Genomic DNA, 14,332 nt, shown 5'->3' on the forward strand with positions numbered 1-14,332 from the left:
AATACTTTTTTAAAATTTCGTGCGAGAGGATTCACAATGGACGATATGCAAGAGATAATGGAAGACTTCTTAGTAGAAGCTTTTGAGATGATAGAGCAGCTAGACCAAGATTTGGTGGAGCTTGAGAACAACCCCGAAGACCTTGATTTATTAAATAGAATATTTAGAGTAGCCCATACAATCAAAGGCTCAAGCTCATTTTTGAACTTTGACATTCTCACGCGTCTTACACACAATATGGAAGATGTGCTTAACAAAGCAAGGCGTGGTGAGTTAAAGATTACCCCTGATGTTATGGATGTCGTATTGCATTCCATAGACTTGATGAAAGCGCTTCTTGTTGCTATACGCAATAGTGGGACTGATGCCAATAGTGGCATTGAGATTGATGATACTGTCTCTCGCTTACAAGCCATCTCAAGTGGTGGAACAGGTGGAGAGAGCACAGAATCTCCAGCTCCACAAGCTGCACCTGCACAATCTGCAGCCCCAAGCACTCCGGCTGATAGCAACAATCCTCTTGCTGATGAACCAGAGCTTGACTACTCAAATATGAGTGCAGAAGAAGTTGAAGCCGAGATTGAAAGGCTACTTAAAAAGCGTCAAGAAGCTGACAAGCAAGCTCGTGCAGCACAAAAAGCAGGTGGTGTTGCTCCAAGTGTGCAAGCTCCAAAAGCCCCAGATTCAGCTCCAGTAGCTCAAGCTACGCCAAAACCTGCCCCCAAACCTACTCCAAAGAAAGCAGGGGGCGATGAAAAAGCTCCAGCAGCGAGTGTAGAGCAAACAGTGCGTGTTGATGTAAAAAGACTAGATCATCTTATGAATCTCATTGGGGAACTTGTGCTTGGTAAAAACCGCTTAATCAAAATCTATGGCGATGTTGAGGAACGCTATGATGGGGAAAAATTTTTAGAAGAGCTTAATCAAGTCGTGGCTTCTATCTCTTCAGTTACTACAGATGTGCAACTTGCAGTTATGAAAACGCGTATGCAACCTGTTGGCAAGGTGTTTAATAAATTCCCTCGTATGGTGCGTGATCTCTCTCGTGAGCTTGGCAAAAATATTGATCTTATCATCACCGGTGAAGAAACAGAGCTTGATAAATCAATCGTTGAAGAAATCGGCGATCCGCTTATCCACATTATCCGCAACTCTTGCGACCACGGGATTGAAAAACCAGAAGACCGCCTAGCCCTAGGTAAGCCAGAAACTGGAACAGTAACGCTCAAAGCCTATAATGAGGGCAATCACATCGTTATTGAAATTGCCGATGATGGCAAGGGTCTAGATACACAAATGCTCAAACAAAAAGGTATCGAAAAAGGAGTTATTAGCGAGAGAGAAGCGGATACAATGAGTGATAAAGAAGCCTTTGGCATCATCTTTAAGCCCGGATTTTCAACCGCTGCCACTATCAGCAATGTCTCTGGGCGTGGCGTGGGAATGGATGTTGTCAAAACAAATATAGAGAAGCTTAATGGTATCATTGATATAGAATCTGAAAAAGGTGTAGGCACAACACAAAAGCTTAAAATCCCGCTCACTCTTGCGATTATCCAAGCTTTACTTGTTGCGGTGCAAGAAGAGTATTATGCTATTCCGCTTTCTTCTGTTATTGAAACGGTGCGTGTAAGCCAAGATGAAATTTATACCGTTGATGGCAAAAGTGTATTAAGACTCCGTGATGAAGTGCTTTCAATCGTGCGATTAGCCGATATTTTCAAAGTAGATTCAGTTTTGGAAAATACAAATGAAGTGTATGTTGTCGTCATTGGTTTGGCGGAGCAAAAAATGGGTGTGATTGTAGATTATCTCGTTGGGCAGGAGGAAGTTGTTATCAAATCGCTTGGCTATTATCTTAAAGGCACAGAAGGTATTGCAGGGGCAACTGTGCGAGGTGATGGTAAGATAACAATGATTGTTGATGTAGCGGCGATGATGGAAATGGCAAAAGAAGTGAAAGTCAATATCACAAAACTTGCCGAAGAAAATGCTGTGGCAAAAATCAAAAATTCACCAAGTGATTATGTTGTCCTTGCTATTGATGATAGCAATACTGATAGGGCGATTATGAAAAAGTGCCTTAAAACACTTGGTGTTACGGTGCTTGAAGCGGCAAATGGCGTGGAAGGGCTTGATATTGTTAAGAATGGAGATAAGCAGCTTGATGCCGTGCTTGTGGATATTGAAATGCCAAAAATGGACGGCTACACTTTTGCATCTGAAGTGCGAAAATATAATAAATTTAAGAATCTGCCCCTTATTGCCGTTACAAGTAGAAACAGCAAGACGGATAGAATGCGTGGTGTAGAATCTGGTATGACAGAATATATCACCAAGCCATACACGCCAGAATACCTAGTTAATGTTGTGAAACGCAATATAAATCTCACAATTGAGGGAGAGTAAGAATGAGTGAAAATAAATTAAAAGAAGTCCTTGAGAAACAACAAAATAAAGGTGTGGGTGAGGCAGCTGCAGTGGAAGAAACACTCCATATTATAGGCTTTATGATTGGTAATGAAGAATTTGCGGTGCCTATTCTTAATGTGAAAGAGATCATTAAGCCCATTGAATATACACGCGTCCCTGCTGTGCCTGATTATGTGCTTGGGGTGTTTAACCTTCGCGGGACGGTGCTACCGCTTATCAATATGCGTCTTAAGTTTGGACTTCCAGCCATCAAGCAAGATGGTGATACGAGATTTTTAGTGATTAGTCAAAAAGATGAGATGATAGGCTTTATGATTGATAAACTCACAGGGGCTGTGCGAATACCAGAATCTGATATTGATCCAATCCCCGAATCTTTTAATGAAAATCAAAATCTTTTACAAGGTATTGGCAAGAGAGAAGATCGCTTGATTACAATCTTACGCGTGGAAAATCTCCTCAAACGCACTTTTTAGATTATAAGGTTATAAAAGGATATGTATGAAAATTTATGACTACAAGGGTGGTTTCGTCCGATCAAGAATCTTGGGTTTGCCCATTATCAAAAAAGACTATGTTCTAACTCTTCTCGTTGCGGGACTACCCATCGCACAAAGAAAGACATATCTTACACAAAATAACGGGGGGGGGGGATAATATATGATTTTGCCTATCGTATTTTTGGCTTCCCCTTATTTAAAACCTCACAATATAAAAAGATAAATCGTAATATTCCCTCTCTCAATCACAATTATCTCCTTAGTCAAACATTTTTCGCACTCTCAGATTCTGAAATTTTTGAAAAGGCACAAAAACTTTGTGAAAATATGGATTTACAAAGTAAAAATATTGTGTATCAAATTATTTCCCGCACAAAAGCAGCCACCCTTTCACCCACACAGAAAGTTTTTCACCTAACCCAGCACGAAAAAACAGCCCTACAACATATTGAAAATGATTTTTTTGCCAATATATGTGAGCTTACGCCTGAAGTTTTTTATTATCAAGGCTATTTCTTACCAACTAAGCATTTTGAAATATCTGTCTTTTACTACAAACACGGATTAGATTCATTCTCGTCGCAAACTTTAGCAAAAATTAAGAATCTTGATGTGATTGATGTAGGCGGATTTATCGGCGATAGCGCACTTATTTTTCAATCTTTCACAAACAAAAACATTTATAGCTTTGAAGCTACAAGCCATAATTACAACCTTATGCTACAAACGCTCAAGCTCAATAATACAAATCGCATAGTGCCGGTGAAAAAGGGCTTAGGGAGTGAAAAAACAACAATGACTATAAGTATTCTAGACTCTGCCTCAAGCCTTATCCGCGATAACACCCCCTATGGAAGCACACAAAGTGAAGAAATAGAGCTTATTACCCTTGATAGCTATGTCAAGGAGCATAATCTTAAAATCGGTCTTATCAAGGTTGATATTGAAGGCTTTGAAATGGAATTTCTTAAAGGGGCAAAAGAAACCATTTGCTCTCAAAAACCAGCTATGATTCTTAGTATTTACCATCAAGCAAGTGATTTTTTTGATATTAAACCAATGCTAGAATCGTGGAATCTAGGTTATACATTCCGCATTTATAAACCTATTGACTACAACATTTCCCTTGAAACAACGCTAATGTGTGAGGTTTTAGACTAAGTCTGCTCCACAGATTCCAAACACTCATCAACGCGGTATTTTGGGCGAGACTTTATCTCCTGATACATCTTGCCAATATATTCCCCAATAATGCCTAATCCCAAAAGCTGCATACCACTTAAGAAGCATAATATTGTAGCTAGCGAAGTCCAGCCCGGCAGTGCAGAATCTGTAAAGATTTTTACCCACAGCACATACATACCAAAAACAACTGAAAGTCCGAAAAGCCCAATGCCCATAGCACTCACAAACCGCAAAGGTGCTATTGAAAAACTTGTAATGCCATTCCACGCAAAAGAGAGCATTTTCTTAAGACTATATTTAGAATCTCCAGCATATCGGGGCTTCACATCAAAATACACAATTTCAGGCTTCTGCCCCATATCCAGCACAATAGCGCGCAAAAATAAATGTGTCTCCTTATAAGCAGATAAATTTTTTAATGCCTTATGACTAAGCAAACGATAATCAGCGTGATTTTTGATGATTTTCACGCCAAAAATATTCATCATTTTATAAAAGAAAATCGCACTATACTTTTTAAATATAGAATCTGTTTTTCTATCATACCGCACCCCTAGAACTATATCTGCTCCATTTTGAAACTTCACCACAAATTCATCTAGCTTTTCTTCATCTTGCTGCAAATCACAATCAATGCTTACTGCACAATCGCATTTATTGCATACAAAATGTAATCCCGCCAAAAGTGCATTTTGATGCCCAAAATTTCTTGATAGTTTTAAAGCATACAAATGTGGTTGCTTATCTTTTTTGCTATGAAGCAACGGGGGGGGGGCAGAAGTTAAAATGAAAGTGGAAGTGGATTTGCTAGATTCAGTAGTTTTAGTAAAATCAACACCTTTAACAGATTCCATAAGCTTAGCAAAATCCGCAACATTGCTAGAATCCATAGCATAGCGTTTGTTAAAGCTTTGTGTGAGAATGTGCCAAGTGCCATCGATGCTACCATCATCTACAAACACCATTCCGCTTTTTTCAGTAATTTTGCCCCTTTCTATCATACTTGAAAGCTTCTTGCTTAGCGTTTCTATACTTTTTTCTAGCACCTGCTCTTCATTAAAGGCAGGTATCACAAGTAACAAAGTCGGTTTCTCCCTATTCATTTTTATCCTTTTTTTGTAGCCTTTATCAACCTTTTTTGCACCTAGCACAATCCATTCCCATACGCCCTTAAGTCATTATGCTTAGGTGTGGATAGATATAAAGATACATTATATTCCCTAGCCAAGCCCTGCATATCCTGCCACAAGGATTCAAAGCCTTCTTTTACCCCACCTTGTTCCAACGCCCTTAAATATGAGCGTGGAATATCAAAGCCAAGATGAGATTTATTAATGCGATACGCACTCTCCGCACTAAAGATTCCAAATACGCCAAGTGAAAGTTGTGCTTGAATCCCAAGTCTTTCTTGCAATACATAAAAATGCTCCACGCACTTTTTAGCCGATTCTATACTAAAAATAGGTTGTGTGATAATTCTATCTACACCCGCTTGTAGCTTTTGTGTTAGTCTTTGCTCTATCTCTTTTTTCCATATCTTAACCCCACTGCCACTCACAAGGCTCACTTCTCCGCCCAAAATCTCCCTTGCCAACGCAATAAGTTTAACTCCATCTAGCTCCCCATTATCCCCGCCAATCAACGCCACAGAGCTAAACCCACCATACTTCACACTCAAAATCTGTGAAAAAATCTGCAGTTTATCTTGCCCTGCCCCGCTGATTGTTGGCACAAATTCCACCACAGAGCTAAACCCAGAATCCACAATCATAGAAAATCTTTCACGCAACGCATACGCCCCAAGCAGTGAGCTTATACTTGCTTTATTAACAGGATTGCTAGGGATAAGCACAAAATCCACTTCCTGTCCTAGATTCTCCCTAGCACCTTGTATCATAGCCTTTAAGCATTCTATGTCTTCATATATCTCTTGTGGTAAAAACTCAATCCCAAACATTTACACCCCATAGATTCTAAAATTATTTAACTCCTAAATGCTATAATCCTAACATTTTTTGAGATAATAAAAGGATATGCCAAATATGAAAAGCACAGATAAACTCATTGTGTTTGATTTTGATTCTACACTAATGAATGGCGAGACCATAGATATTCTAGCCAAAGCCCATAATGTCCATAAGCAAGTGGAGCAAATCACACATAAAGCGATGAATGGGGAGCTTGACTTTTATGAGAGCCTTAAAAATCGTGTTGCCTTGCTTCAAGGACTAAGTCTACAAAAAGCCCTAGATATAGCTCACAATCTCCCCCTTATGCCCGGGGCAAAGCAATGTATCAAAGCCTTTAAAAACGCCAATTACAAAGCGGTGTGTTTTAGTGGGGGCTTTCATATCGCCACAGATCATTTTTCTAAGATTCTAGGGCTTGATGCGAGTTTTGCTAATATTTTACACCACAAAGATGGCATTCTTACAGGGCAAGTGGGCGGAGAGATGATGTTTAGCGATTCTAAAGGGCAAATGCTACAACGCTTACAGAATCTGCTCCATATCACGCCTAGTGATACCATTGTGGTGGGCGATGGGGCAAATGATTTAAGTATGTTTAAATACGCTGATACACGCATAGCATTTTGTGCTAAAGAAGTGCTAAAAAAAGAAGCAACACTCATCATTGACGCTCAGGATTTGACACAAATCCCTAAAGCATTGCATATCCCTATATCCCATTAAAAACACACAAAAGGAGAATCTAATGACAATTTCAATTCTATGTGGTGGCAGTGGCACAAGGCTTTTTCCCCTATCTCGTGAGCTTATGCCAAAGCAGTTTGCCGACATTCTCCCATCAAATCAAGGACAATCACATTCACTTTTCCAAGAGACGCTCTTACGCAACGCCTTTCTTATAAAAGAGCATAACGCACAATTCCAAGTCATCACTAATGATAATCACTACTTTATCGCCCAAGAACAAGCCCAAAAATGCGATATTCCCTTGCAGGATTTCATTTTAGAATCTTATGGTAAAAATACCGCCCCAGCCCTTACATTTGCCGCCCTTTGCGTTTTAGAATCTTATGAGCTTGATAAGATTGCTGATGATATTATCCTAGCCCTGCCAAGCGATCATCTCATTAAAAACACGCAAAACTATCAAGATTCTATCAAACAAGCCATTGAACTAGCCAAAAAAGGTTTTCTTGTAACCTTTGGTATCAAGCCAAATTCCCCCCATACAGGCTATGGCTACATTAAATCAAAAGATCATATTGTGGAAAAATTCATTGAAAAGCCAAGTTTAGAAGATGCACAAACTTATCTTAAAGATGGGGGCTACTTGTGGAATAGCGGTATGTTTTGCTTCCGTGCAGAAGTATTTTTAAAAGAGCTAAAAGAGTATAATACAAAGATTTATGAGCTATGCAAACTCACCCTTCAATATTCAAAGCCACAAACACACTCACCATTTTTACGCCTAGATTCTACAATGAGTGAGAAACTGCCAAATATCAGCATTGACTATGCCCTTATGGAGAAAAGTCAAAAGGTAGCCTGTGTGGCGGGGGACTTTGCGTGGAATGATGTGGGGAGCTTTGAATCTTTAAGCCTTGAATATCCTAAAGATAGCACAAATAATGCGAGTAAAAACGCCTTTGTAGGCAAAGATTGCAAAAATAACTTTATCATTGCTGATAAGCAAGTAGTGGGGATTGGACTAGAAGATTTAATGATTATAGATGAAAATGATTGTCTTTTGGTAGCTAAAAAGGGTTATTCACAACAGATTAAAGACATTGTAGCCTTACTCAAAGAGCAAAATCCCGAACTTACAAAAGTCCATAGGAACGCACATCGCCCGTGGGGAAGCTATACGATTTTACTAGAATCTCAAAATTATAAGATTAAACAAATTATTGTCAATCCCAAAGGTCGCCTAAGTTTGCAAAAGCATCATCATCGCAATGAGCATTGGATAGTGGTGAGTGGCTCGGCGATTGTTACCATTGGCGAAAAGAGTAGCTTTTTAAAAGCTAATGAATCTACCTATATTCCTATGGGTTGTGTCCATAGGCTAGAAAATCCCGGAATATTGCCGCTTGTGCTGATTGAAGTGCAAATGGGCGAGTATCTAGGCGAAGATGACATTGTGCGATTGAGTGATGACTACAAGCGAAATTAATTAAATCCAAAATGAAACACACACTTTTTAGGGCTTTGCTTTATGGCTTACTGCTATGGGGAGTAGCCCTCTACGCAAAAGCTTTTGAGCCTATGCTTTTAAGTGAGTTTGAAAAAAGACAAGCAAATTCTCAATGGCTTGTAAGTGAAAAGCTTGATGGTGTGCGAGGGTTATGGAATGGGCAAAAGATGTATTTCCGCAGTGGCAAGCCAATGAATCTGCCAAGTGAGTTTATGAAAGATTTTCCGCCTTTTGCCCTTGATGGTGAGCTATATAGCCCAAAACTCCACTTCTCTCAAATTATCTCTATCCTTAAAAATCCGCAAAAGCAAAATGAAATTTTAGAGTTAAAATTTTATGTTTTTGATGTGCCGCATTCCGCTAAAGATTCACTCACGCAAAGGCTTGATGAGCTAAGGACATATCTTAAGTCTAAGCCAAATGTGTATATTGAGATAATCCCCCAAAGGCTTATGCAAGGGCAGGATTCTATTGATAGGGAGCTTCAAGCGGTTGTGGACAATGGTGGAGAGGGACTTGTCTTGCGAACGCCAAATATGCCCTATCAAAAAGGACGAAGCAAATATGATTTTAAGCTCAAAACAAGGCAGGACGCGGAATGTAAGGTCATAGGACACACGCAAGGTAAGGGTAAGTATGATTCTATGCTAGGAGCGATTATTTGTGAATACAATGGCAAAAACTTTAAAATCGGCAGTGGCTTGAGCGATACGCTAAGGCACAATCCTCCGCCCATTGGTTCAATCATTAGCTTTAAGTTTCAAGGGCTTACACACAATGGCACTCCACGCTTCCCAACCTTTTGGCGTATAAAACAAGAAGAATAAGGCGTAAAAGTAGAATCTTAACTTTTTATAAAAGCAACGAAATAAGTTTGCGTTTTGCAAATTTAGCTTTAAGCAAGTTTTTTTTAGGTAAAATCCGCACTTTTTGTATCATCACACTTTTTTAAAGGAAAACAAATGGAACAAACACTTTCAATTATTAAGCCAGATGCCGTGAAAAAGGGGGTTATCGGTAAGATTATAGACAGATTTGAAAGTAATAATCTCCGCATTGCAGCGATTAAAAAACTTCAGCTTACGCAATGTGATGCTCAAAGTTTTTATGCCATTCACAAAGATCGCCCATTTTTTAAAGACTTAGTGGATTTTATGATAAGCGGTCCAGTGGTCGTTATGGTGCTTGAAGGGCAAAATGCAGTGGCTAAAAATCGTGAGCTTATGGGTGCGACAAATCCAAAAGAAGCAGCTGCTGGAACAATTAGAGCGGATTTTGCCGATAGCATTGATGCAAACGCTGTGCACGGCAGCGATAGCCTTGAAAATGCTAAAAATGAAATCGCATTTTTCTTTGGTACTAGAGAAATTTGCTAGATAAAAGATTTGCCAACTAGAGATTCACTCATTGAAAATCGCATTTAGAAAAATCGCCAACACCCCAAAATATATTGCCCTAGAGATTGATGGCATATCCTTGCAAGGACAACTTGAAAGGATAGATTCTAAGATCGTGTGCCTAAGAGGCAAGATTCTAGGGGATATTGAACTGATATGCGATAATAGCGGGGAGGAATACACTTATCTTCTTAACACACCTTTGGTTTTGTATATTGCAGATGGAATCTGGGATTCACAAAGCCAAAGTAGAAAGCTTGATAGCTTTGAAGTTATAGAGTTTTTTGACGGCTTTATTGATTTACATTATATTTTGGAAAGTGAGATTGAATCTATACGAAGCGATTATCACACCAAAGATTCAAAGGAGTAAAAATGGCAGTCCCAAAAAGACGCGTAAGCAAAACAAGAGCAGCAAAAAGACGCACACATTACAAAGTAGCTCTAGCAAAACCTATTAAAGACAAAGATGGTAGCTGGAAAATGCCTCATCATATCAACACTTTCACAGGCAACTACAAATAATCCATTGACGCAAGGAGCGTAAATGCTAAAGATAGCCATTGATGTTATGGGTGCGGATAATGGGGTAACTCCCATTGTTGAAGGTGTTATACAGGCATTGAAAACGCGGGATTTTCACGCCATTATTGTTGGTGATGAAAAGCAAATTGCCCCACTCATTCCTAGCAGTGTGGCAAATCGCGTTAAAATTGTGCATTGTGCGGATTATATCAAAATGGAAGAATCTGCTTCAAGTGCGAGCAAACGCAGTGAAACTTCAATTTACAAAGCTGTGGAGCTAGTCAAAAATGGTGAAGCAGACGCTGTTGTCTCGCCCGGACATAGTGGGGCTACAATGAGTCTAGCCACACTTAAAATTGGACGCATTAAAGGTGTATCTCGCCCTGCTATTTGCACCACTATGCCAAATACTACAGATAAGCCTAGCATTATCCTTGATGCGGGGGCAAATACAGACTGCAAACCTGAATATCTTGTGGATTTTGCCATTATGGGCTATGAATATGCCAAAAATGTTGTGAATCTTGCAAATCCACGCGTTGGGCTTTTAAGCAATGGTGAAGAGGATAATAAAGGCAATGAACTCACAAAAGCGACTTTCAAACTGCTACAAAAATTCCCTTTTTTCAAGGGTAATGTTGAGGGGCGGGATATTTTCAATGGCAGTGTAGATGTGATTGTGTGTGATGGATTCAGTGGGAATCTCGTCTTAAAAGCAAGTGAAGGCGTGGCAAGTGCTATCTCATCTGTGCTAAAAAAAGAGATAAAATCTTGTATTTGCTCTATGTTTGGAGCATTATTTTTGCGAGGCGTTTTCAAACGATTAAAGAAAAAAATGGATCATAGTGAATATGGTGGTGCGCCACTACTTGGAGTGCAAAAGGTGGTCATCATTAGCCACGGAAGCTCCAATACAAGGGCGATTGAATGTGCGGTATATCAAGCCTTGCACGCCATAGAATCCAATATTTGTGCTAAACTTACAAATGCTTTTGCCAACAAACCAAATACGCAAGATGAAAACTAGCCTATACTAGCCATAAAGGATTGCCTATGAGATACGCTACACTCAAATCTATCGCTTCTTATGTTCCGCCAACTTGTGTTACAAATGCGGATTTTGAAAAGATTCTTGATACGAGCGATGAGTGGATAGTTAAACGCACAGGCATTAAAACACGATATTTTGCCTTGCCCTCACAAAATACAAGCGATTTAGCCTATGAGGCGGGGAAAAAAGCAATGCAAAGGGCAGGTGTAAGGGCGGAAGATATTGATGCGGTTATTGTAGCAACGCTAAGCCCCGATTATCTTACAATGCCTAGCACAGCGTGTATCACTTCTTATAAACTTGGCATTGAGAATAAACCTGCTTTTGATATTAGCTCCGCTTGCAGTGGCTTTATCTACCTGCTTTCCCTTGCAAAGTCTTTTATTGAATCTGGCACACACAGACGCATTCTTATCATTGGTGCGGAAAAGATTAGCTCTGTGCTTGATTTTAGCGACAGAAGCACTTGTGTGCTTTTTGGCGATGGGGCTGGGGCGTGTGTGATAGAAACTACAGAGGATAAAAACGCAGCGATTTTAGATGTCCATACAAGTGCCAATGGCAAACATCAAGACTTTCTTTGCACACCTAGAATACAAAGTGTTTCACAAAGCATTTTTAGCGACAAACTAGAATCTAGTAAGTCTTTCTGCCTACACGATTCTACTTATTTGCAAATGAAAGGCAATGAAACTTTTAAACTCGCGGTTAAAACGCTTGTGAATGATGTCAATGATATTCTTACAAATAACGCCTTGCAACCACAGGACATAGCCTACTTTATCCCTCATCAGGCAAATCTGCGTATTATCAATGCCGTAGGAGAGCAGCTAAGTTTCAATGAAAAGCAGCTTGTCATCAGCGTTCAAAAATATGGCAACACTTCAGCAGCTTCTATACCAATGGCGATGAATGACTTGTATGAAGAAAATAAGCTCAAATATGGCGATCTTATGCTCCTTGATGCCTTTGGTGGTGGGCTAACTTGGGGATCAGCACTCGTGCGTTTTGGCGGAAAATCTTGTAAGGAATCTAAATCATTTTTAGATTCTATTTGAGATTCTATGTCGCTACTCCACACATTATTCTTGTAGGAATCCACAATGAAAGAAGCTTCTTTTTTTATTGACAAAATGAGCTGCCAAGCTTGTTCTAGTGGGATTGAGCGAAGTTTAAAACGCAAGGCATTCTGCCAAGATATTCAAGTCTATCTTTTAAGCAAAAAAGCACATATTATCTATGATGAAAGCCAAACTAGCCTTGAAGAGATTTTTGCTCTTATTCGCAAAATGGGCTATGAGCCACATCTGCAACCTTATGACTGCAACACTGAACCCCCCCAAGATTCTAAAACAAAAGCCTTAAGCCTTACATACCTTAACTCACTTATAGAATCTTTTGATACTCACTTTTTGCCTAAAAAGCTTAAGCTTTATCTAAGCTCTATAATATCCATACTTGTGCTGATACTTTCTTGGGGGGAAATGTTTAATATAGCCAAACTCCCTTCTATGTGGCATTTTGGCATTTTACTTTTTCTTAGTCTTATTGTTATGCACATAGGGCGTGATTTTTATATCCGTGGATTCAAAGCCCTTTTTAGCAAAAATCCAAATATGGAAACACTGATTGCCATAGGCACAACAAGTGCGTTTTTGTATAGTCTGCAAGGGGCTTTTATGCCACACGCCCATTTGTATTTTGATAGCGTATGTGTGATTATCACGCTTGTGCTTGTGGGTAAAAGCATTGAGACAAATTCCAAAAATTCCGCCCTGCAAAGTGCCTCCACACTTTTAAGGCTCAATCAAAAAATCGTGCAAAAAGTCCTTACAGAATCTGCTCCAAGCCTATCCCAAGCACAGATTCAAAGTATCCCCACACAAGAAATCAAACAAAATGATATACTTAAAATCCTACCGGGCGAAATGATTATGGTAGATGGCATTGTGATTGAGGGAAGCTCAAATCTTGATAAAACAGTAATCAATGGTGAATCCTTGCCCGTCCTCGTAAAAAAAGATGACAAAGTGCTTTCAGGTAGCATTAATCTTGATAGCGTTTTATATATTGAGACTACAAAAAGTGCCAAGGATTCTACACTTCATAAAATCTTAGAGCTTATACAAAAAGCACAAGAAAGCAAAGCGCCCATTGCTTCACTTGCGGACAAAATTGCTGGAATCTTTGTGCCACTTGTGATTTTTCTAGCGTTGTGTGCGGGGGCATTTTGGTGGGGAATGCGGGATTTTGAATTTGCTTTAAGCATTTTTGTGGCAACGCTTGTTATCTCCTGCCCTTGTGCCTTAGGACTTGCCACGCCAATGGCAATCCTCCACGCCCAAGCTATTTCACACAAAATGGGCGTGTTTTTTAAAGATTCTAAAGCTTTTCAAACTTTAAGTGAAATCACACATATTGTGTTTGATAAAACAGGCACACTCACGCAAGGGCTTGAAATTAAAACAATTCAAAATCTCTCTTCCCACACAGAGCAAGAAGTCTTTAATCTCGCCTATACTTTAGAATCTACAAGCATTCATCTTATTAGCAATGCTTTTAAATCTCATTATTTAGCCTATAATGCGATACTCTATCCCATTACAGATTCACAAAATATCATAGGCAAAGGTGTGAAAGGCACAATACAAGGGCGTGAGTATGTTATCGGTAATATTGATATTTTGCCCCCACATCTATCACTTCCCAACAACACACAAGAAGATAAAATCACACTCTTTCTCGCCACAAATGATGAGATTTTAGCACTATTCTCCCTGCAAGATAGGCTAAAAATGGACGCCAAGCAAACCTTAGAACTTTTTAAACAACACAACATCAGCTCAAGTATCATTAGTGGGGATAATGCGATAAATACGCAAAATGTAGCACATTTGCTCGATATTACAGAATCTTATAGCAAAGCCCTGCCAGAAGATAAAATGCAGCTTTTAAAAGAAAAATCAAAACAGCATAAGATTCTAATGGTGGGCGATGGGGCAAATGACGCCCCTGCCCTTGCCTATGCGAATGCTTCTATGGCATTTGCCTCTTCATTTGATATAGCTTCACAAAGT

15 protein-coding genes are annotated in these 14,332 nt (G+C 39.5%); 13 read left to right on the forward strand and 2 right to left on the reverse strand.

Annotation, left to right across the window (positions count from 1 at the left end; all coding sequences use genetic code 11):
• The first annotated feature begins 36 nt into the window (after window positions 1-36).
• The 4 genes from HCCG_RS02255 to HCCG_RS02265 all read left to right on the forward strand — a co-directional run bounded on the left by HCCG_RS02255 (window position 37) and on the right by HCCG_RS02265 (window position 4,094).
• Complete coding sequence (locus HCCG_RS02255; RefSeq protein WP_002955772.1) at window positions 37-2,409, forward strand: hybrid sensor histidine kinase/response regulator; 2,373 nt, start codon at window positions 37-39, stop codon at window positions 2,407-2,409.
• A 2-nt stretch (window positions 2,410-2,411) separates the two neighbouring features.
• On the forward strand, window positions 2,412-2,909 hold the full coding sequence (locus HCCG_RS02260; RefSeq protein WP_002955773.1) for a chemotaxis protein CheW: 498 nt from the start codon (window positions 2,412-2,414) through the stop codon (window positions 2,907-2,909).
• A gap of 25 nt (window positions 2,910-2,934) precedes the next feature.
• Window positions 2,935-3,090, forward strand: a complete 156-nt coding sequence (locus HCCG_RS12140; protein ID WP_162557563.1) for a hypothetical protein — start codon at window positions 2,935-2,937, stop codon at window positions 3,088-3,090.
• Window positions 3,091-3,284: 194 nt separating this feature from the next.
• Window positions 3,285-4,094 carry an FkbM family methyltransferase gene (locus HCCG_RS02265; RefSeq protein ID WP_230197830.1) on the forward strand — a complete coding sequence of 270 codons (810 nt, stop codon included), beginning with the start codon at window positions 3,285-3,287 and terminating at the stop codon, window positions 4,092-4,094.
• On the opposite strand, the gene HCCG_RS02270 is transcribed toward HCCG_RS02265, so the two are convergent.
• Both HCCG_RS02270 and HCCG_RS02275 read right to left on the reverse strand, forming a co-directional pair.
• Window positions 4,091-5,221: a glycosyltransferase family 2 protein gene (locus HCCG_RS02270; protein ID WP_002955776.1), complete on the reverse strand. Its 1,131-nt coding sequence runs from the start codon at window positions 5,219-5,221 to the stop codon at window positions 4,091-4,093. The genes HCCG_RS02265 and HCCG_RS02270 overlap by 4 nt on opposite strands.
• Before the next feature lie 41 nt (window positions 5,222-5,262).
• Entirely contained in the window at window positions 5,263-6,075 is an 813-nt protein-coding gene (locus tag HCCG_RS02275; RefSeq protein ID WP_002955777.1) for a methylenetetrahydrofolate reductase, read from the reverse strand.
• A gap of 85 nt (window positions 6,076-6,160) precedes the next feature.
• Between HCCG_RS02275 and serB the strand changes: the two genes are divergently transcribed.
• The 9 genes from serB to HCCG_RS02320 all read left to right on the forward strand — a co-directional run.
• Window positions 6,161-6,811, forward strand: a complete 651-nt coding sequence (serB, locus tag HCCG_RS02280) for a phosphoserine phosphatase SerB (protein ID WP_002955778.1) — start codon at window positions 6,161-6,163, stop codon at window positions 6,809-6,811.
• Between the two features lie 22 nt (window positions 6,812-6,833).
• The gene (locus tag HCCG_RS02285) at window positions 6,834-8,261 is read left to right on the forward strand and encodes a mannose-1-phosphate guanylyltransferase/mannose-6-phosphate isomerase (protein WP_014667611.1); all 1,428 of its coding nucleotides are present in this window, start codon (window positions 6,834-6,836) and stop codon (window positions 8,259-8,261) included.
• 11 nt (window positions 8,262-8,272) lie between these two features.
• Window positions 8,273-9,109 carry a DNA ligase gene (locus tag HCCG_RS02290; protein ID WP_002955780.1) on the forward strand — a complete coding sequence of 279 codons (837 nt, stop codon included), beginning with the start codon at window positions 8,273-8,275 and terminating at the stop codon, window positions 9,107-9,109.
• A gap of 135 nt (window positions 9,110-9,244) precedes the next feature.
• Window positions 9,245-9,658, forward strand: a complete 414-nt coding sequence (gene ndk / locus HCCG_RS02295) for a nucleoside-diphosphate kinase (RefSeq protein ID WP_002955782.1) — start codon at window positions 9,245-9,247, stop codon at window positions 9,656-9,658.
• A gap of 31 nt (window positions 9,659-9,689) precedes the next feature.
• Window positions 9,690-10,052 (forward strand): DUF177 domain-containing protein, encoded by a 363-nt coding sequence (locus HCCG_RS02300; RefSeq protein ID WP_002955784.1) that lies wholly within the window; start codon window positions 9,690-9,692, stop codon window positions 10,050-10,052.
• Window positions 10,053-10,054: 2 nt separating this feature from the next.
• Window positions 10,055-10,204 carry a 50S ribosomal protein L32 gene (rpmF, locus tag HCCG_RS02305; protein ID WP_002955785.1) on the forward strand — a complete coding sequence of 50 codons (150 nt, stop codon included), beginning with the start codon at window positions 10,055-10,057 and terminating at the stop codon, window positions 10,202-10,204.
• Window positions 10,205-10,226: 22 nt separating this feature from the next.
• Complete coding sequence (gene plsX / locus HCCG_RS02310) at window positions 10,227-11,231, forward strand: phosphate acyltransferase PlsX (protein ID WP_002955786.1); 1,005 nt, start codon at window positions 10,227-10,229, stop codon at window positions 11,229-11,231.
• A 26-nt stretch (window positions 11,232-11,257) separates the two neighbouring features.
• Window positions 11,258-12,313, forward strand: coding sequence for a beta-ketoacyl-ACP synthase III (locus HCCG_RS02315; RefSeq protein ID WP_002955787.1), 1,056 nt, complete (start codon window positions 11,258-11,260; stop codon window positions 12,311-12,313).
• Between the two features lie 45 nt (window positions 12,314-12,358).
• Window positions 12,359-14,332 (forward strand): heavy metal translocating P-type ATPase (locus HCCG_RS02320; RefSeq protein ID WP_002955788.1); only part of this gene is annotated, 1,974 nt, incomplete at its 3' end.

The organism is Helicobacter cinaedi CCUG 18818 = ATCC BAA-847 (genome assembly GCF_000155475.1).
Classification (GTDB): Bacteria; Campylobacterota; Campylobacteria; order Campylobacterales; family Helicobacteraceae; genus Helicobacter_C; species Helicobacter_C cinaedi.